Consider the following 19639-nt stretch of genomic DNA (forward strand, 5'->3'; position numbering starts at 1 on the left):
GCCGAGACCGAACCAACAGCCGCCAAACCCGTGCCGAGGAACGTGCCGGTGGCAAGGTCGATCAGTGTCACTGCGCCAGCATCCGCCGCGCTGCTATTGTTCCAGACATCCGAGCGAATGTAAGCGACACCGCTGTCGCCGAGTAGGCTGACACCACCAATGCCGACGTAATCACCAGTCGTACTGCTGGTGATGGAATTGGAGGCCGAGACCGCACCGACCGCCGTCGTGGCCGTACCGAGAAACGTGCCCGCGGAAAGGTCGATCAGCGTCACCGCGCCAGCATCCGCCGCGCCGGTGTTGTTCCAGTATCGCGAGCGAATGTAAGCGATGCCGCTGTCGCCGAGCACGGCGACACCGTCATTGCCGACGTTGTCATTAGCGGTGCTGCCGGTGATGGAATTGGAGGCGGAAACCGCACCGACGGCCGTCGTGGCCGTACCGAGGAACGTGCCGGCGGCAAGGTCGATCAGCGTCACGGCACCGGCATTCGTCGCGCCGGCTGCGTCCCATTCTTGGGAGCGAATGTAAGCGATGCCGCTGTCGCCGAGCAGGTTGATGCCGCCATAGCCGATCCGGTCATATGCGGTACTGCCGACAATGGAATTGGAGGCCGAGACCGCGCCGACCGCCGTCGTCGCCGTGCCGAGGAACGTACCCGCGGAAAGGTCGATCAACGTCACAGCGCCAGTATCCGCCGCGCCGGTGTCGTTCCAGGAATACGAGCGAATGTAAGCGATGCCGCTGTCGCCGAGCACGGCGACACCGTCATTGCCGACGTAATCATAAGTCGTACTGCCGGTGATGGAATTGGAGGCCGAGACCGCGCCCACCGCCGGCGTCCCTGTGCCGAGAAACGTGCCGGCGGAAAGGTCGATCAGCGTCACGGCACCGGCATTCGTCGCGCCGGTTGTGTCCCATTCTTGTGAGCGAATATAAGCAACGCCGCTGTCGCCGAGCAGGTTCACGCCGCCTTTGCCGATATTGTCATTAACGGTGCTGCCGGTGATGGAATTGGAGGCGGAAACAGCGCCGACGGCCGTCGTGGACGTACCGAGAAACGTGCCGGCGGAAAGATCGATCAGCGTCACAGCGCCCGCATCCGCCGCGCCGGTGTCGTTCCAGTAGTACGAGCGAATGAAAGCGATGCCGCTGTCGCCGAGCAGGCTCACGCCGTAGGTTCCAATTCGGTCATCAGCGGTGCTGCCGAGGATGGAATTGGAGGCCGAGACCGAACCAACAGCCGCCAAACCCGTGCCGAGAAACGTGCCGGCGGAAAGGTCGATCAGCGTCACCGCGCCAGCACCCGCCGCGCCGGTATTGTTCCAGAAATCCGAGCGAATATAGGCGACGCCGCTGTCGCCGAGCAGGTAGACACCGTTTTTGCCGACGTTGTCATTAGCGGTGCTGCCGGTGATGGAATTGGAGGCGGAAACAGCGCCGACGGCAGTCGTGGCCGTACCGAGGAACGTGCCGGCGGCAAGGTCGATCAGCGTCACAGCCCCCGCATCCGCCGCGCCGCTATTGTTCCAAATATGTGAGCGAATGGAAGCGACGCCGCTGTCGCCGAGCAGGTCCACGCCGTAGGCTCCAATCCGGTCATTCGCGGTACTGCCGACGATGGAATTGGAGGCCGAGACCGAACCAACAGCCGCCAAACCCGTGCCGAGGAACGTGCCGGTGGCAAGGTCGATCAGTGTCACTGCGCCAGCATCCGCCGCGCTGCTATTGTTCCAGACATCCGAACGAATGTAAGCGATGCCGCTGTCGCCAAGCAGGCCGACGCCACCGGATCCGACTACGTCAGAAGCGGTGCTGCCGGTGATGGAATTGGTGGCCGATACAGCACCGACGGCCGTCGTGCTCGTGCCGAGAAACGTGCCGGCGGCAAGGTCGATCAGCGTCACCGCGCCAGCGCCCGCCGCGCCGGTGTCGTTCCAGCCATATGAGCGAATGTAAGCGACGCCGCTGTCGCCGAGCATGTAAAGGCCGCCAACGCCGACTTGGTCATGAGCGGTACTGCCCGTAATTGTCCCGATCAATTGACGGGTTTGCTCATCGAACACATAGACCGCGCCAGCATTCTCGGCCGCATCGTCGTCATTGTAGTCGGAGACGAGAAGCAATCCGTTGCTTGCGGCAGTATAAACTCCGAACGTGCCGGCGGCCCCGGAATTGTTGGGATCGTCGATCGCGTAGGCGACGAACGTGCCAGCGGAGTCGTCGACGAGAATGAATTTCGGATCGAGCAGCAGCGTCTCGCCTTCGGCGAGGCCGCCATAGCGTATCTGCTCATGACCGGAGACTTCCATGAAGCCCCAGCCACCCGGCGCCGTCGTATCCAGATGGCTGCCGACGGCGGTATCTTCCGTCGACCAGAAGGTTATCATTCCACCTGTTGCCGCAGAGGCCGTGGCAGTCGCCGAAAAGCTCGACGGGCCGTCGGCAAAGATCTGCCTGGCGGACGTGTCCTCACGCGTACCGCCGATGAGGATCGTGCCGCCACGGTCCAGCCCATCTGCCGAGAGGGACGCGGAGGCAAACTTGATCGTCTCGCCATCGACCGAAATGGTGCCGCCGTTGCCGGCGGTGCTGTCAACCAGCAACGCACCCGAGGAAAAGAAATTCGTTCCGGCATCGATAGCAACACTGCCGCCACCGGCACCCCCGGACGCATCGATCGTCGTTCCGGCCACTCCAAGGAAAGTCTCGTCCGTATTTATGGCCACCGTTCCGCCGTTACCGACATCTCCGGTCGCTTGAATATCACCGTAAAGATGAACGGCACGGCCATCGACACGCGCTGTCCCGCCCTCGTCGCCGGAAATATCAAGCAGTCCGCCGATGGACACAAAATCCGCATTGGCGAAGATGGTGCCGCCATCTGCTTTCGGGCTTGCCGGCGTCGGCTTTTTGCGTGCGCGGACGGTTTTCTTCACCGTTACCGAACCGCCCGGCGCGGTCAGGAAAACGCGGCCACCGCTCGTTGCGACACCGGTCGCGTTGATCGCGCCGTCATTGTTGCCGGCCAGCGCGTAGATGTTGCCGCCATTGGCGCGCAGTTCAACCTCGGCGGCCTCGACATGGCCCTTCTCGGTGATGGAGGAGCCCGGATCGCCGATACGGACAAAAAACTTGCCGTCATCAAGCGCAGCATCGCGCAACAGGATTTCCCAGCCGACAGCCAGGCCAACCGTGCCGTTCGGTGCGCTGATCCGGCCGTCGTTGACGACGGTTTTCGAAATCATGGCGACATCGCCGCCAAGAGAACCGATCCGGCCCAGATTGACGACCTGGGTATCGGCGACCCCTGCAAAGGTGGTGTCGCCACCATCAAGGAAATCTCCGTCCGCGACATCAAGCGTCGAGGCAATGAAGCTTCCCCCGGTCTCGACGACACCGTCCTCGCCTATGATCACGCCGTTTTCGTTGATGAGGAAAAGCGAGCCGCTGGCCGTCAGAGACCCATCGATCGCGGAAATCGAACTGCCGGTCACCCGGTTGAGGGTCGCACCCGTGCCGTTGTGGAAACTGACCGCGTTGCCCGACCCGACGGAAAATCCGTCCCACTCGATTATTCCATACTGACTGAATTGGTCGATCAGGAGTGAGCCAGAGGCCGGCGCGGAGATGTTCGCACTTCCCGATACGACATTGCCGCCGGTTGGCAGCGTTTCCTGCGCTGATACGGGAAACGTCGCGATCGCCTGACCCAGCAGAAACGTCGCAATAAAACCGGTCGTCCCGGTGCGCCTGCAGCGGCCCCCGCGCATTCCGGCACCTGGTATCTGGCGCGCCCCCACGCTTCGTATCCCTCTAAACTCGGCACCCCTAAAAACTGTTAGGCAAGATTTAACATTTTTCTGTATCGACAAGTCAATTCCCAATGCACTTCGTTCCGCAATACAGCGAATGATATGTTGGTGATACTTGCCTGCTTTCATTTCTCTGCATCGAAAGTACCCGGCACGGATTTCAGACTTTCCGAAATCCAAGTCAGGATACTAACCTCCCGCTTTGCGAACCCGATGCCACACGCAACCAAAGGTGATTTCCCCAATTCACAAGACTAAATAACGAAATACAACGCCACTTCATGACCCATATGAGCTATATTGCGCCATGAATCGCAGCCGCTCGCCGAAATCCGCTTTCGCGCAGCTCAATTCGAGGATGGCCCTCCAGGATCTGCCGGATGCAGATGCACCAAGCTCGATACCGAAGACTTATCTGTGCTGAGCGCCCCTTGCGTCACCTCGATCCTGTCCAGCCCCCATTGTCGGGGCCACTGATTTGGGATTTCCCTATTCGCATTTCCGGAACGGATGCTCGCATGCCAAGCGCGTGATGCGGGCGGATGTGATTGTGCTGGCGCAGCCATTGATTGATGGCGATCTCGGCCCGTCGGATCAAGGCGAAGCGCCGCCGGGCAATGGGAGAATGGCTGCTGCGAGAGCTTCAATGGCCATTTCCGCGATGAATTGCTCGAAAGGGCAATCGCCGACAGCCTCAGCGAAGCGCAGATCCTCGTCGAGCAATGGAGGAAACATCACATGCAAACGGCCGCAGAGTTCTTTGGGTGACCGTCCACCGGCTCCCGAAACCATCGTCCGGATGGACCGAAGGCCGGTCACGCACGAACAATCAACATGGTCTACTCGGGTGGGCCTGATCAGAAAGGCCAGAATCTGCTCGCGTGTAGTCGTTCACGATACGGGAGGAACGCCAACTCGAAAATGCCCGTTGGCACTCGAACGAACGGCCGCTTGATTGAGATAATCAAGCGACGTCAGTCCGTAACGAGTTTGAGGGCTGGTGACATCGCGATCCGGCCACCAAACCCTCGTTCCCCGTCGTAATCGTGTTACGCCTGCAATGCGCCTGCCTATAACGCGAATTCGGAAACGAATTTCGTGCGCTGAAAGGCTTCCAACCCTTCCAGGCCGCTCTCCGAGCCGAAGCCGGATTCGTTGACGCCGCCGAAAGGCGTTTCGGGGGTCGAGATGACCATGTGGTTCACGCCAACCATTCCGGCATTCAACCGGGATTCGGTCTTTTGCGCGAGGGCGGAGCTGCGGGTGAAGCAGAACGAGGCCAATCCATAGGGAAGCGCATTGGCGCGATCGATGACCTCATCCACATCCGAAAAGCGCATCAGCGGCGCGATCGGGCCGAACGGCTCTTCGGTGAGGATGCGCGCATCGTCACTCAGATCGGTCAGCACTGTCGGTTCGAAGAAATAGCCCCGGTTTGCGATCCGGCGTCCGCCAAGAGCAACCGTCGCGCCCTTGGATTTGGCGTCCTCGACAAAGTCCTCCATCACGCCAAGCCGGCGCTCGGCGATCATCGGCCCCATCTGCGTGCCGTCTTCCAAACCGTTTCCGACAACCAGCGACTTCGCTTGCGCAACGAAATCATCGACAAATTTTCCGAAGAGCTTGTCATGGACAAAGAAGCGGGTCGGCGAGGTGCAGACCTGACCGGCGTTGCGGAACTTGGCCGCCACCAGCGTCTTCACCGCATGATCGAGATCCGCATCCTCGTGGACGATCACAGGCGCGTGGCCGCCGAGTTCCATTGTGCTGCGCTTCAGCGTTTCCGCTGCACGGCGCTGAAGCAGCTTTCCGACCGCTGTCGAGCCGGTAAGCGTGAGTTTCTTGAAAACAGGCGATGCCAGAAGCGTTTCCGAAACGTGATCCGGCTCACCGAAAACCACATTCAGGACACCGTCCGGCACGCCTGCCTCCTGGAAGCAACGCGCCATCGCAATGGCCGTACCGGGCGTTTCTTCCGCCGGCTTGACGACGATGGAGCAACCGGCCCCCAGGGCTCCGGCGATTTTGCGGATGACATTGCTTGCAGGGAAATTCCAGGCGGCAAAAGCGGCAACCGGCCCCACAGGCTCCTTGAGAACCATCTGGCGAACGTTCGGCATGCGAGCCGGAACAATGCGGCCATAGGCGCGCTTGCCTTCTTCGGCATACCAGCGCGTGGCATCTGCCGAAAACTGGACTTCCGGTACGGCTTCAGCGAGCGGCTTGCCGTTTTCGATGGTCAAGGTCCGGCCGATGGCTTCCTTGCGCTCCTCGATCAGGGCGGCAGCCTTCATCATGATCGCATAGCGCTCGTTTGCCGTCTTGTTCTTCCAGACTTCGAAGCCGCGCTCGGCCGCCTCGATTGCCTCGCTCAGATCGTCGTCGCTGCAAAGCGGGACCTGACCGATCACATCCTCGTTCGCCGGATTGACGAGATCACGGGTGCGTCCATCGCTCGCCTGTCGCCATTTGCCATTGATCAGCAGTTCCAATTTTTCCTGATACATAGGTTGTCTTTCTTTCCGTTTTTTGTGCGGTTCGGAGGATGGTCACGCGCATAGGAAACCGTCCTGAAGCGGATCGTTTTCTCCGAGGATGAAAAAGTGTGTGCCCGTGACGTGCGCCATGCCTTCGATACGGGGCTGGTAGAGAGTTGGGGCCGAGGATGACGGTGACGGTTCGGGCCGGGCAGACGCGGCGAAGTCGATATCCAGAATGTTGCGCATTCTGACGCGTTCGCCGGGCTTGATCTCCCCGTCCTCCAGCAATTGCGCCAGACGTGCCGAGCTTCCCGTTCCACAGGGCGAACGGTCGAACTTGTTGGACGCCAAAACGACCAACTGGCGCGAAACGATACCGGCTGCATCGCTTTGCGTGTCGTAAAAGAGCACGCTGTGGACAGGCTCAACGGCACCATCGATCGCGCCGTTTTTTATACGGGTGTTGATGTCCGTCTTGATGGAGGACCCGATGGAAAGCGCATTCTGTACGCCATCGGGCTTCAGGGAGACGCCCACTTCGCTCGCCTTCACCAAGACATACCAGTTGCCGCCATAGGCGATGTCGCATTCATGGTTTTCTCCCGACAGGGAGAAAGGAACGCGTCGTGCCGCTAGGTAAGCTGGTACGTTCTCAAACTCGACACCGACCAACCGGTCGCCCTCGTAACGGGCGTGCACCGTGATCACGCCTGCGGGAACTTCGAGGGTGAAGCTGGCGTGTCCTTGCGCATCCGGCTTCAGCTTGCCCAGATAATCGAGTGTCGCGGCGAGACCGATCGTGGCGTGGCCGCACATCGGCAGGTAATTGTAGCTGCCCATGAAGAACGCGCCGTGATCGGCGATATCGCTTTCGAACAGCACCGCACCGACCATTGCGGAATGGCCGCGCGGCTCGTGCAGAAGCAGTTTGCGGACATCATCGTGATGCTGCTCGAACCAGACGCACTTTTCTTGCGCGGTCCGGCCTTCGAGCATCGGCACGCCGGACATGATGACCCGCGTCGGATGGCCAGCCGTGTGACTGTCGATCGTCCGGATTTCGTGTTTGTGGGCCACAGGGACTACTCAGTTCCCGGCCTTGATGGCATCGGCGATCTTCTCGCCCGCCATCACGGTCGTCAGCATCGTGTTGCCGCTGATGACGAAGGGCATGATCGAGGCATCGACCACGCGCAGGCCATCCACACCGATAACCCTGCCGTTATTGTCCACGACGGCGTTCGGGTCGTCCCTGTCTCCCATCTTGCAGGTGCCGCTGGCGTGCCAGCTGCCGCACGCATTGTCGATGATCCATGAGCGCAGCATGTTCGGGGAGTTCTGCAATCCTGCGATATCGACATCGGGAACGATGACGTTTTCAATCAGCAGCCGACGGAATATCGATCCCATCTGCATGATGCCGGCCGCAATCAGCGTCAGGAACCAGTTCATTGAACTGACGGCCCCGAGTTTTCGAACGCGCTCCGAAAACGTTGCGGGGAAGATCTCACCGACAGCTGACTTCATCTGCGGGTCGGCCATGATCTTGAACAGCCGCTGCATCCCGTCTTCGAGGCGCCTGAGATCGCGCTCATCGGTCAGCTGCCTGAAATTCACATGGGGCCCTGTCGACGGGTCACTGTCTTTCAGACGCACATATCCGGTGGAATACGGCCGGTTCACGCAAACGAGGATCGACGCGAGCCGTCGTCCGAGCGGATGCCAGGCTGCGCGGTTGGAGGCCAGGATGAACATGTCACCCGGCGTGGTTTCCGGCATACCGGATGTGTAGCGATAACCCATCTGGATATGCCGCCGCATCGTCGCTGGGAGGCGCGATTTTACGGGTAGGTAAGCTGCCAGCGCCACCATCGGGTGGTCCTGGAGGTTCTGTCCCGTACCGGGCCGATCGGCCCGCACGGGAATTCCGAGTTCCTTGAGGTGCTCGGCCGGGCCAATGCCGGCGCGCATCAACATCGCGGGCGACTGAAGCGCGCCAGCCGACAAAATGACCTCTTTGGCGTGAAGCGTCCTCTCGCCGGACGGTCCTGCGACCTCGACTCCGCATGCGCGATTGCCCTCGAACAGGATCTTGCGCATGTCGGTCGAGCCAAGAACAGTCAGGTTCGGCCGGTTGCGAACCTCGTTGGTCAAATATGCCCTTGCCGTCGAAATCCGCTTTCCGTCGACATTGTTGGTCGTCATCGGAAAATAGCCATCGTCCCAACAGCCATTGTGGTCGCGGATGTTGGTCTGACCCTGTTTCTCGAGAACGTTTGCCGTTGCTTTCGAAAAGGGCGACCAGTCCTTTTCCGGGATACGGCGCAATTTCATCGGCCCGCTATCGCCGTGGACATCGCTCGGGCCGAAATCCAGATCGTTCTCCAGCTTCTTGAAATAGGGAAGCACGTTTTCCCAGTTCCAGCCGGTCGCGCCTTGCTCGGCCCAGGAATCGTAATCCCAAGGCAGACCCCGGAACGCGAACTGGCCGTTGATGGCCGTACCGCCCCCGATGACCTTCGCCTGTTCGTAGCGACGCGGAGGCTCGTTTGCTGCCTGCTGATCGTTGAGATGAACCTGGATGTTCTGCCAGTGGTAATGGCGATTGAAGTAAGCAACGATCGGATAGGCGTCGAGAATGTCGTCCGGCTCTTCGCCAGGCTTCATGTCAGGGCCAGCCTCGATCAACGCCACCTGGCGGCTGCTGTCTTCGGACAACCGGTTTGCAAGAACCGCGCCGGCGGCTCCGCCGCCGACAATGATGTAGTCAAAATGATCAGTTTTCATGTGACTAGCCGTGATTGACCCAAACGGTTTTGAAACGCAGGAAGCTTTCGAGTCCTGCGCGGCCCATTTCCTTGCCGAAGCCCGATCCGTTGAAGCCGCCTTGCGGTGTGGAGAAATCCGGTTGACGGCCATGCGCGTTGACCCAGACAGTCCCCGCCTCGATCCTTCCCGGCAGTGACATCGCCTTGTTCAAATCGTCGGTATAGATGCTTGCCGCGAGGGCGTAGGAGGGATGGTTCGCCATGGCGATCCCCTCTTCCTCGTCGTCATACTCGTAGACCGAGAGGACAGGACCGAAGAATTCCTCGGTGAACCCGACAGACGTGTCGGGCACATTGCGAAGGATCGTCGGCTCGTAGTAGGCGCCGGCATTCTGGGATGCGACGCGGCTTCCGCCGATGATGGCTTCCGCGCCGTCCGAAAGCGTTTGCCGCATCAGATCGTCGATGCGTTTTGCCTGTTTTTCAGAGATGATCGGCGGAAGCGTGTTTCCAACCTCCCAGGTTGGACCCGCTCGCCGCTCGCCGGCGATTTTCGCAACTTTTTCGATGAGTTCATCGCGAAGTCCGGTCGGCGTGATCAGTCTGGTGCCGGCTGTACAGACCTGACCGGAGTTGGCCAGAAAACCGTTGGCGATATTCAAGGCGACCGCATCGACATCACGGATATCCTTGAGAACCAGCTGCGGTGACTTGCCGCCAAGCTCCAGCGTCAGCGGCTTGGTACCGGTGGCAGCCGCATCGGCCATGACCTTGGCACCGGTTGCCGATGACCCGGTAAAGGTGATCTTGCGGACGAGCGGATGGCGCACGAGCTGCGAACCGGTTTGGCCGGCGCCCTGGATGACATTGAAGAGACCGGCCGGAAGCCCCGCTTCGATGGCGAGTTCCGCAATCGCCAATGCCGAGAACGGTGTCATTTCCGACGGCTTGAGAACGACCGCGTTGCCCACGGCCAGCGCCGGAGCAGACTTCCAGATCGCATTGATTGCGGGAAAGTTGAACGGTGCAATCGACGCCACCACGCCGTAAGGCTCAGGCCGCGCCATCGCGGTGGTACCGGACTTGCCGGCCAGCAATTGCCCTTCGACCTTGTCGGCCCATTCGGCGAAATAACGAAGCGCACCGCTGGCGCGCACAAGATCGCGGTTGACGAGATCCTCGACCGGCCGGGTCGACGAGGCCGCTTCGATCTTTGCGATCCGAATACGATCACGATCGAGCAAATCGGCCCATCGCTTCAGGACCTCTGCTCGCTCCAGAGGAGAGGCTTCCGGCCAGCCGGTGCTTCGGAACGCGGTGTCGGCAGAACGCACAGCCCGGTCCACCGTGTCTTCATCCGCAACCGACATCTGCGCGGAGCCGTTGCCGTCCGAGGGACGATACACCGGCATTTTATTATCAGAATGGACCCGCTCACCATTAATGAGGTGCGCGCCGACAAGCTCAACGCTTGAAGGGTCAAATGATAAGCTCATGATAACTCCTTGCGATCCGCTCAAACGCCGGTCAGGCGAAAGCCATTCGGGAACGGATCATTTGGATCGAGGAAAAAGTTGAATGTGCCGGTGAGATAGGCGGATCCCGTCACCGTGCAGGTGATCGCCGGGAGGTCACCCACCGTCGTTTCTCCGGTAACTGTTCCGGTGAAAACCGTGTCGAGTATGCCGGAGTGACGGAACCGATCACCTGGCTTCAGTTCGCCACGCGCAGCCAGCATCGCCATTCTCGATGCAGTGCCGGTTCCACAGGGCGACCGGTCGATCACGGTCGGCGGGCAGATGACGGCATTCTTGCCGTCACATGTCTCGCCGTCGCCGTCCTGGATGATCTCGATCTGGTAAATCTCATTGATGTGCGACAGCGTCGGATGCTGGACCGGATGATCCTTGAGGCCATCGCGCAGCTCCGATGCGGCGCCGACGATTTCCCACGCACGCTCCGGCGAGATTTCGAGGCCGAGGTCACTTGCCTTGACGATCAGATAGAAGTCGCCGCCGTAAGCAATATCGGCCCGCACTTTGCCGAAGCTCTTCGTCTCCACGAGGATGTTTTCCTTGTAGAGAAAGCTGGCCGGCATCTCGAGCGTGACGGAAACCGCGCGGCCACCCTCCACCTGAAGCCGGGCGGGCACGACACCCGCAGGTGTGTCGAGCCGGACGAGAACTTCTCCGTCCTTTGCGTCGACATAGCCCGCTTCGACCGCGATCGTCGCGACAGCCATCGCGCAGTGTCCACACATCGGCGGGTAGGTATCCGGTTCCAGGATGATCATGCCGATGTCCGCGTCTTCGGAGCACGCTTCCGTCAGCACCGCGGCGGGCATGTTGAAACTGCCGCGCGGCTCGAACAAAACCAGCTGCCGCAGCCAGTCGCGCGTCATCAGATCGGCGCGCTTTTCAACCATCGTCTTGCCGCGGATCGGGCCAAATCCGGACGTGATCAGCCGCAGCGGACAACCCGCCGTATGCGAGTCGACGCCCTGAATGATACGGGAACTGCGCATCAGGCGTGTTCTCCGGCTTGCTGGATCGTCGCGGCGACGTTGTTTTCGGCGAGGATCGTCTCGACCTTCGCCATCTGGTCAGCGGTGAACGGCAATAGCGGCTCGCGGGGCAGGCCGGCACTTTGGCCGAGCGTGTTCATCACCGCCTTGATGCCGGCGTAGTAGCTGCCCTGCTTGAAGCAGGCGTAGATGGCAAAGAGCGCCGGCTCTAGGCGATCGATCGTCGCCTGATCATTTGCGGCACAGGCATCGAAATACGTACGGACCAGTCGTCCGGACAGCTGGTGCGCCATGGCGACGACGCCGACGGCTCCAACGCTCAGGGCCGGACGGATCATCGTCTCGTAACCGACAAAGACACTGAGCCTGTCGCCGAGCCGGCGCGCCAATTCGCTGACCTGAACGATATCGCCCGAACTGTCCTTGATGGCGGCAACTGTCGGCAGCTCCGCAAGCTCGCTCACGAGTTGCACGTCAAGCCCGACGCCTGCCCTGCGGGGTGAATTGTAAAGCATGACAGGCAGGCCGCTGGCAGAGCACAGCTGCTTGAAATAGTGCAGCGTCTCACGTCGGTCCGGCATAGCATAGAGCGGCGGCATGGCGAGGACACCATCAAGGCCGAGCTTTTCCGATGTGCGTGCGAGTTCCATCGCATTGGCCGGGAGAAGGTCCGAGACACCGGCGATAACGGGCACGCGCCCATTCGCGAATTTGGCGGTCTGCCCGAGCAGTTCGGCGCGCTCCGCCATAGTCAAGGCGTAGAACTCTCCGGTGCTTCCGCAGGCGATGAGGCCGTCCGCACCGTTTTCGATGTTCGTTTCGACCTGTTTTTCATAGGTGGCGAAATCGATCTTACCGTCCGTATCAAAAGGGGTGATGAGGACGCTGTGGATTCCGGACCATTTCGGCGTGTGCATGTTTATTCCTGTTCAGATTATTAGCTGACGAACGGCTTCATGAGCTGTGCCGTCTGGTGAAAGCGGTTTACGAATCCCTTGACCCGGTCATTGGGCGGATTCATCAGGATTTCGTGCGGGGCGCCCTCCGCACAGATCGTCCCCTGATCGAGGAAGACTGTGCGTTTTGCGACTTCCAGCGCGAAACCAAGTTCGTGCGTGACGACGATCATCGTCATCCCCTCTTTCGCGAGGTCGATCATCGTGTTGAGGACTTCGCCAACGAGTTCCGGATCAAGCGCCGAAGTGGGCTCGTCGAAAAGCATGACCTCCGGCTCCATGTTGAGAGCGCGGGCGATCGAAACCCTTTGTTTCTGGCCGCCTGAAAGGTTGTCGGGCCGCCGGTCGGCATATTCCGCCATGCCAACCTTCTCCAGAAGGGACATGGCGCGGTCCCGGTTGGTCTTCTCCGCCTCTTTCTTGACGGTCCGAGGCCCTTCCATGACGTTGGCAAGAACGGTCATGTGCGGGAACAGATTGAACTGCTGGAAGACCATCCCGATGTGACTGCGGATGGCGTTGGTCTTGGCGGACGACAGCTTGAGGACGTCCTTTCCGGAGTCATGTTGAAAGAACGGCTCACCGTTGAGCGAGATGCGCCCGTGATTGGGATGAGCGAGCAGGTTGAGGCAACGCAGGAGTGTTGTCTTACCGGAGCCGCTGGATCCGATGAGTGCCACGACGTCTCCGCGCCCGACCGTAAGATCAAGCCCCTTGAGGACCTTCGACTCGCCGAAGGACAGATGAAGATCTTCAACCGCTATGACGGCGTCGTCGGTTTTTGTGTTGTCGTCACGCATTATCTTGGCCCTTTGTCCTCGAGGCGTCGCGCGATGTAGGTGAGCGGGACCAGTACGATCAGGAAGATCACGGCGACTGCGGTGTAGGTCTCAAGCGGACGATACGTGAACGAGGCTATGTAATCGGCCTGATAGAGAAGGTCCGGCACGGTGATGACCGACAGAAGTGTCGTGTTCTTGAGCTGAATGATCATCTGCCCCGCAAGCGGCGGAATCATCCGACGGAGCGCCTGCGGCAGGATGATGCGAGTCAGTTTTTGCCGATAAGACATACCGAGCGCGACAGCGGCGTCGCTCTGTCCCGGATCGATTGACTGAATGCCGGCCCGGAATATCTCTGCGAAATACGCGGCTCCATAGAGGCTCAATGCGAGAATGCCGGCGGATTCCTTGCTGATGTTGATACCCATGAAGATCGGCAGGGCGTAGTAGGCCCACAACAACCAGACCAGAAGCGGGATATTCCGGAAAAACTCGACGAATAATCGTCCGACGAGGACAGTTACCCGAGCTGACGTTAACTGCATCAATGCGACGATCAGACCAATCGCGAGCCCTAGGGCCGAGGTGATCACGGTGTACTTGATGGTGATCCACAACCCCATGAGAAGAAGATGGGAATTTTGCTCAATGACGGACCAATCAAACATGATGGCTTTCCGATTTCAGTTTTAGCTGCCGACACTGACATGAAGCAGTGTCGGCATGTGTTGATCAGAAGCTGAAGTCGCCCGGCAGGACCGACATATCGAGGCCTGCGTCTTCGAACGACTTGGCGAGCTTGCCCTGTGCAAGGCCAAGCGAGCGCTGCTGTGACGTCCAGTTTTCGAGCCAGTTGATCCAACCCGCGTTACCGGCTTCACGTCGCACGCCGATCACCGCCGTGTTGGTCAGCGCAGGCGTGGGAACGAACACATCGCCTTCAACCTCTGGCGCAACCTGGATCGCATCAAAGCTCGCCAGGAGCATCGCGTCGGCGCGACCGGAGTTGATTTCGAGGACGCCGAGAGGACGCGTACCGACAACGATGATTTCCGCCTTCGGTGTCAGAGCTTCCGCGACCACCTGCATGGTGCTGCCCTTCTGGACGGCAAGGCGGACGGACGGATCGTTGAGTTCAGCCCAGCTCGTTTTTTCGAAGCCCTTTTTGGCAACGATTGTCCACGGTCCGTAGAAAAGCGGGGTTGTCGTGTAATCGACCACGAGCCCGCGCTGCGGGTTCGGATTCAGGCCGATTGCGATATCAACCTTCTGCGACTGGAAATCAGCCGCAAGATTGCCCCACGTCGTCTCAACGAACTCAAGGTCAACGCCGAGGATGTCAGCGATTTCCTCGCCCCACTCAACGTAAAAACCGCTCCATTCGCCGGTTTGCGGATCCTTGATGTAGCTTGGCTCCTCGCCGGTGATGACGGGAAACTTCAGAACGCCAGAATCGCGAATCCTGTCGAGTACCAGTGAGGGATCTTCTGCGTGAGCAGGTTGAAGTGTGGCCGCGGCCACCATGGCGAATGCGCCGAACGCAACTGCCAAGGATTTCAACTTTTTGATTAGCATTTACCTGTGCCTCCTTTTGAAGGGTTTTTGGTTCAAGTCCCGAGGAAACCGCGCTTCAGGGGGTCTTCCGGCTCAACGATGAGCGTGGAAACGCCGTTGAGATGCGCACGCCCCGAGATGTTCGGGACGCATACGAGGCGCCCATCGGTCGCCTTCGCAATGCTGATGATTTCGCCGCTGAGGCGGCCGCCAAAGATACTTTCGGCCTCGATCTTGTGACCGGTATCCAGCGTGCCGCGCGTCGCTTCCAGCGCCATGCAGGCGGACAGGCCTGTCACGCCGGGCGAGCGGTCGTAGCGATGCCGGTCGATGGCAAGAAAGAGACGCCGCGTGCCCTCGTCCGTTTTCCTGAACAACAGGACGTTGTCGATCGGCGGATGCGATGAGACCGCCTTCGCGATGTAGGCCTGCTTCAGCGCAGCGCCCAGCGAAAGGATATCATCGAGATTTTCCGAATTGAGGTCGATGTCCGCCTGATCGCAGTCAATGAGCAACTGGCACGAACCGCCACCGACAAGTGCGCCCTCGAAGGTTCTGCCGTCATGCTCGATCTCGATACCGTCCTGCAGCACAAACGTACCCGGCATTTCGACGTCGATCTCATCGCGTGTGCGTCGTAGCTTCACCGCGACTGTGGCGCCGGGCATTTCGATGGTGAAATCCGTGCGCCCTTCCAGCCGGTTCAGCGCCGACAGCGCCTTCGCATAACCGAAGATCGCATGGCCGCACAAAGACGGATAACCATAGGACGTTATGAAAAACGCGCCGAAATCCGCAGTCTGAGACGCGAAGGGAATTAACCCGAATGAGCCCGTGTGGCCGCGCGGTTCCTGCAGCAGAAGGTTGCGCAGATGGTCATATTTTTCGCGAAATGCTTCCGCCTTTTCAGCGGCCGTCTCGCCATCCAGCCCCTCGAGCGCTTCGATGAGAATGCGTGTCGGATGGCCGGCGGTGTGGGTCTCCATGACCCGGTAGGTTTCGCACCCCTCCTGCAACTGCAGATCAAGCGCACCCTCTCCGAGGCCGTCGCTGTGACTGGTGCCAAGCTCCAGCCGGCGCCCGCCACCCCGGAACTGCATTGCCGAAGCGCGCGCGCTGTCCGTATTGACCCACAGAACTACAGCCTTCCCGGCGCCAGGGTTACGCCAGCGGTGTTCTGTGGAGCTGCTGAAATAGGCGCTGTCACCGGAACGAAGGAGAACCGGATCGCGAGCGCCCAGCGTGACCTCCAACTCACCCGAGAGCACATGGAGAAGCTCTTCACCATCGTGCGAGTAGAATCCGTCGCTCTCGCGGCCTGACTCGATCGTCCAGAGCTCGACGTCCATCATGCGCTCTGCGACGGTCACCTGCTCGATGGATACACCCGGCCCGAATGTGCCGACGATGCGCCCGCCGCCTTTCCTGACGAATGGCAGGTTGTCGTTGCTCGTTCCGCCCAGCAGCTCGGCCAGCGACTTGCCGAAAACATCGGCAACCGCGCTTAGCCGCGCTGGCGAAAGGAATGCCGCGCCGCGTTCGAACATGCTGAGATGCGAAACCGTGATGTCGGTCTTGACGGACAGATCCCTCAGCGACATGCGCGCGAGCTTTCTCATCTCGCGCACCTTCGCACCGATCTTGTTGTAATCTATCGGGAGGCGCTGGACCTTGCCTTCGTCAGCGTCATCCGCCTTCGGAAGCGGATCGGATGAGATTTTCTTGCGTATTGCAGAGAGGCTTTGCCCCTCAATCCGCCGGAGCTGTTCAATCCTGCGAATGCGATCGATGTCTTCCGATGAGAACGAACGATGTCCACTTTCGGATTTGTGCGGCTGAACCAGGCCGAGACTTTCCCATGACCTGAGCGTCGAAACCGAGACGCCGCCCATCTTGGCCGCATGGCCAATCGAAAAGGGGCGCCGTTGGTTCACTGGATCAGACATCAAACCTACATATCATCCGTAGATATATTGAATTTTGCAGATCGTATGTTGATATTTTGAACGAGTCAAGGGTAGGAGGTACCAGCTTTTGACGCGCAGGCTTCCGGCGTGGCGGCATCGGCAATGCCGGCGCATCGGCCACCGGTGCGATTGGAGGGGCCTTAAAGCTCCCTAAGGGAAGCCGATGGTATGCACCGCCGACCCCGGGCTTCTCGCGATGGATGAAAGTGTCTCGTCAGGCGGCGATATGAAGATTGAACCGCCCGCGCGGTTTGCCGGAAGCTGGCTGGAGGGGGGCCGTCGGACAAACTCCAACCAGCCTCCGCTTGCCGAAAACGCCCCGCCCTATGCCGCAAGAAACTGGCGCCACTCGTTGGGAGCGACGCTGCGGTTGTGCTTGAACTTCTGTCGGCCAGGGAGACGGCATTTTTTGGCTGAAATGAATGTAGACCAGGCCATGAATGGCGGCGCGCTTCTACACACTTGTTACGCGCCGAAATCCCGGTATCGCCCGTTCTCGTCTTCTTAACGGAAGGGCTGTTCTCTGTTCTGTGGGTGTTCCATCGGCCGCCGGTTTCACGGCGGCTTGCGTCGATGCCGGTTTACCGCATCGCGGCGCCAGAAGGCTTCAGCTTGTCGGTGACGATTACCTCTGGCTTCAGCTGCTTTCGCGGCAATTCCAATGCCGTTTCTGCATCTCGGCGCCTAGTGACAACAGCATCAAGCACCGCACCGTCATGGACGACTGCCCGCGAAAGGCAGGCGGATGACTTCGCGCGGCGTCTTGAAATAGCGAAACGGATTGATCCTGCTCATGCCCAGTCGCGACGAAACCGCCCTCGACTGCTCAAGACCGGTTTCTTCTGACAAGGCAGTCTCGACGCAAGCATCGCCTGCATTCGGATTTCACGGCGACGCCAAGCTGCTATTTTCGGTCTGAGCGTATCGCTTTGGAAAGCCCTTTGGCGCGTATTGCGGCGAACTCTTCGGTCTCATGGCTGAGCTGATGAAGCTCGAAATGAGCTTCCAAGGCCGAACGCATGCCCTGCACGTCGAAGGTGCGATTCAGGGAACGCTTCAGGAGGCGCAGGGCAAAGGGCGGTGCCGCCGCGATCTTGGCGGCCTCCGCAAGAGCGGCGGCATCGAGGTTGTCTCGCGGAACTACGCTGTTGACCATCCCGATCCTAAGCGCGTCTTCGGCCTTCAGGCGACCACCGGTGAAAAGGAGATGTTTTGCCTGGCGCAAGCCCATCACCCAGGGGTGAATCAACACCTCGATCGAAGCGGTTGCGAGCGTGTGGCAAACGGGATCGGCGAAGAAGGCGTCGTCGGATGCGATTACCAGGTCGCACATATTGGCCATCATGAAGCCGCCGGCGACACAGGCCCCCTGAACCTGCGCGATCGTCGGCTTCGGGCTGTCCCAGATGCGGATGCAGTAGTCGAAATATCGCAGGGATTCATAGGCCCAGCGCTCCTCGACCGTGAAATTCGCCCGCTTCGCCTGCGCCTCCTTGAGGTCATGCCCCGCCGAGAAGTGCTTCCCCTTGCCCGCTATGATGATGACGCGGATATCGTCGTCGGCTTCGGCTCGGGTGAAGGCCGCATCCATTTCGTCGAGAAGAAGCTGGCTCTCCGCGTTGCTCGCTTCGGGACGGTTATGGGAGATGCGCGCGACGTTATCGAGCTTCTCGTAGGTAATGCATTCGTAGTCCGCCATGACGTTCCGCCTATCGGTCTTTTCTTGCTGTCAATTGTTGCGTTGGGCCGGACCACCTTTGGCGATACCGGCCCGGCCGTTTCCGAAATCAGACGGAACGATCACCGCGAGGCTGCTGCGAGCTTCTTCACCAGCAAATCAGATTCGACGAAATCGTGTTTCTTGAAAGCCGGACGAAGCTTGAGCTCGTCATACCAGGCGGCCAGGCCCGGATGATCCGCACGCCAATCCTTCTGACCCCAGCGGAAATCCAGATAGGCGAGCGCGTTGGAACACGCCACGGTTCCGACGGTCATTGACGCGGACACGCTTTCGATTTCACGTTCGAGGCAGTCGAGCCCCTCGTCGACCTTGCTCAACTGCTTGGAGATGCGCTCCGGCATCTGCTTGTCCGCCGGACGGGACAGCTCCTGCCGGGCGAAGATCGCCGCGTCGACCATCCCGTCACCCAGCGCCTCGTAGCGCAGGGCCTTCCACAACTCGTCGGGATCCGTGGGATAGAAGGAATTCCCGGCATCGCCGAAGGCATCAACATAGCGGCAGATCACCCGCGAATCGAAAATCGCGAAACCCGGCTCGATGACCAGCGCCGGCATTTTCGCAAGCGGGTTCTCCCGAACGATCCCTGCCTGCCCTTCCGGGGTGAACGGCGAAATGAACTCGAAAACGTCATCCTTACCGTGCTCGGCCGCAATGATGAGCACCTTCCTGGAATAAGGGCAGTTGGAATCGTGATACATCTTGAACTTCATGGTCTCCCCCGACTTTGCATGGACCGGGATCCGGTCAAACGGCCGCATGGCCGGCCATGCCTCACGCTAGCAAGCCGACGCCACATTGTCCAGAATTGTTTCAAACGTTTGTTGTAATTTTTGAACGCATGCGGCCTACCGAGAGGCCTTTGAAGGACCCTTCCCCCACCATCGCACCAACCTTGCGCCGGCGCATTTGACGGGGAACGCCGGTGCATTGCGCTTCGGCCGGCACGGCAAATAGCGCTTTCCGGCCAAAGCAAAATCGGAAACCGTTGTTTAAACGTTTGATAAAAAACTGTATCTGTCGGATCGTGCTTCGGATATCACGTTGAGCGCGAT

At 59.8% G+C, this 19639-nt stretch carries 14 protein-coding genes and 1 pseudogene; 1 reads left to right on the forward strand and 14 read right to left on the reverse strand.

Going from position 1 to position 19639, the window contains the following annotated elements; translation table 11 throughout:
- Window positions 1-3773 (reverse strand): beta strand repeat-containing protein (locus tag LC343_RS05635; RefSeq protein WP_223476139.1); only part of this gene is annotated, 3773 nt, incomplete at its 3' end.
- Window positions 3774-4433: 660 nt separating this feature from the next.
- Here LC343_RS05635 and LC343_RS05645 point away from each other — a divergent pair.
- Window positions 4434-4608 (forward strand): annotated as a pseudogene (locus LC343_RS05645) (integrase core domain-containing protein); the annotation flags it as partial.
- A 277-nt stretch (window positions 4609-4885) separates the two neighbouring features.
- Here LC343_RS05645 and LC343_RS05650 read toward each other — a convergent pair.
- From LC343_RS05650 to LC343_RS05705, 13 genes are all read right to left on the reverse strand, one after another.
- Complete coding sequence (locus tag LC343_RS05650; RefSeq protein WP_223476140.1) at window positions 4886-6322, reverse strand: NAD-dependent succinate-semialdehyde dehydrogenase; 1437 nt, start codon at window positions 6320-6322, stop codon at window positions 4886-4888.
- 42 nt (window positions 6323-6364) lie between these two features.
- Window positions 6365-7372 (reverse strand): proline racemase family protein, encoded by a 1008-nt coding sequence (locus LC343_RS05655; RefSeq protein ID WP_223476141.1) that lies wholly within the window; start codon window positions 7370-7372, stop codon window positions 6365-6367.
- 9 nt (window positions 7373-7381) lie between these two features.
- The gene (locus LC343_RS05660) at window positions 7382-9082 is read right to left on the reverse strand and encodes a GMC family oxidoreductase (protein WP_223476142.1); all 1701 of its coding nucleotides are present in this window, start codon (window positions 9080-9082) and stop codon (window positions 7382-7384) included.
- Between the two features lie 4 nt (window positions 9083-9086).
- Window positions 9087-10475 (reverse strand): aldehyde dehydrogenase family protein, encoded by a 1389-nt coding sequence (locus LC343_RS05665; RefSeq protein ID WP_238484183.1) that lies wholly within the window; start codon window positions 10473-10475, stop codon window positions 9087-9089.
- Window positions 10476-10579: 104 nt separating this feature from the next.
- The gene (locus LC343_RS05670; RefSeq protein WP_223476144.1) at window positions 10580-11587 is read right to left on the reverse strand and encodes a proline racemase family protein; all 1008 of its coding nucleotides are present in this window, start codon (window positions 11585-11587) and stop codon (window positions 10580-10582) included.
- On the reverse strand, window positions 11587-12504 hold the full coding sequence (gene dapA, locus LC343_RS05675; protein WP_223476145.1) for a 4-hydroxy-tetrahydrodipicolinate synthase: 918 nt from the start codon (window positions 12502-12504) through the stop codon (window positions 11587-11589). Before dapA ends, LC343_RS05670 begins: the two co-directional genes overlap by 1 nt.
- Before the next feature lie 20 nt (window positions 12505-12524).
- Window positions 12525-13343, reverse strand: coding sequence for an amino acid ABC transporter ATP-binding protein (locus LC343_RS05680; RefSeq protein ID WP_223476146.1), 819 nt, complete (start codon window positions 13341-13343; stop codon window positions 12525-12527).
- Complete coding sequence (locus LC343_RS05685) at window positions 13343-13993, reverse strand: amino acid ABC transporter permease (protein ID WP_223476147.1); 651 nt, start codon at window positions 13991-13993, stop codon at window positions 13343-13345. Before LC343_RS05685 ends, LC343_RS05680 begins: the two co-directional genes overlap by 1 nt.
- 64 nt (window positions 13994-14057) lie before the next feature.
- The gene (locus tag LC343_RS05690) at window positions 14058-14849 is read right to left on the reverse strand and encodes a transporter substrate-binding domain-containing protein (RefSeq protein ID WP_223476148.1); all 792 of its coding nucleotides are present in this window, start codon (window positions 14847-14849) and stop codon (window positions 14058-14060) included.
- Window positions 14850-14932: 83 nt separating this feature from the next.
- On the reverse strand, window positions 14933-16813 hold the full coding sequence (locus tag LC343_RS05695; protein ID WP_223476149.1) for a proline racemase family protein: 1881 nt from the start codon (window positions 16811-16813) through the stop codon (window positions 14933-14935).
- 614 nt (window positions 16814-17427) lie between these two features.
- Window positions 17428-17628 (reverse strand): DDE-type integrase/transposase/recombinase, encoded by a 201-nt coding sequence (locus LC343_RS25315; protein ID WP_428982522.1) that lies wholly within the window; start codon window positions 17626-17628, stop codon window positions 17428-17430.
- 122 nt (window positions 17629-17750) lie between these two features.
- Window positions 17751-18545 carry an enoyl-CoA hydratase gene (locus tag LC343_RS05700; RefSeq protein ID WP_223476150.1) on the reverse strand — a complete coding sequence of 265 codons (795 nt, stop codon included), beginning with the start codon at window positions 18543-18545 and terminating at the stop codon, window positions 17751-17753.
- 101 nt (window positions 18546-18646) lie between these two features.
- Window positions 18647-19297 (reverse strand): glutathione S-transferase N-terminal domain-containing protein, encoded by a 651-nt coding sequence (locus LC343_RS05705; RefSeq protein WP_223476151.1) that lies wholly within the window; start codon window positions 19295-19297, stop codon window positions 18647-18649.
- Window positions 19298-19639 lie beyond the last annotated feature (342 nt).

Source organism: Oricola indica, assembly GCF_019966595.1.
Classification (GTDB): Bacteria; Pseudomonadota; Alphaproteobacteria; order Rhizobiales; family Rhizobiaceae; genus Oricola; species Oricola indica.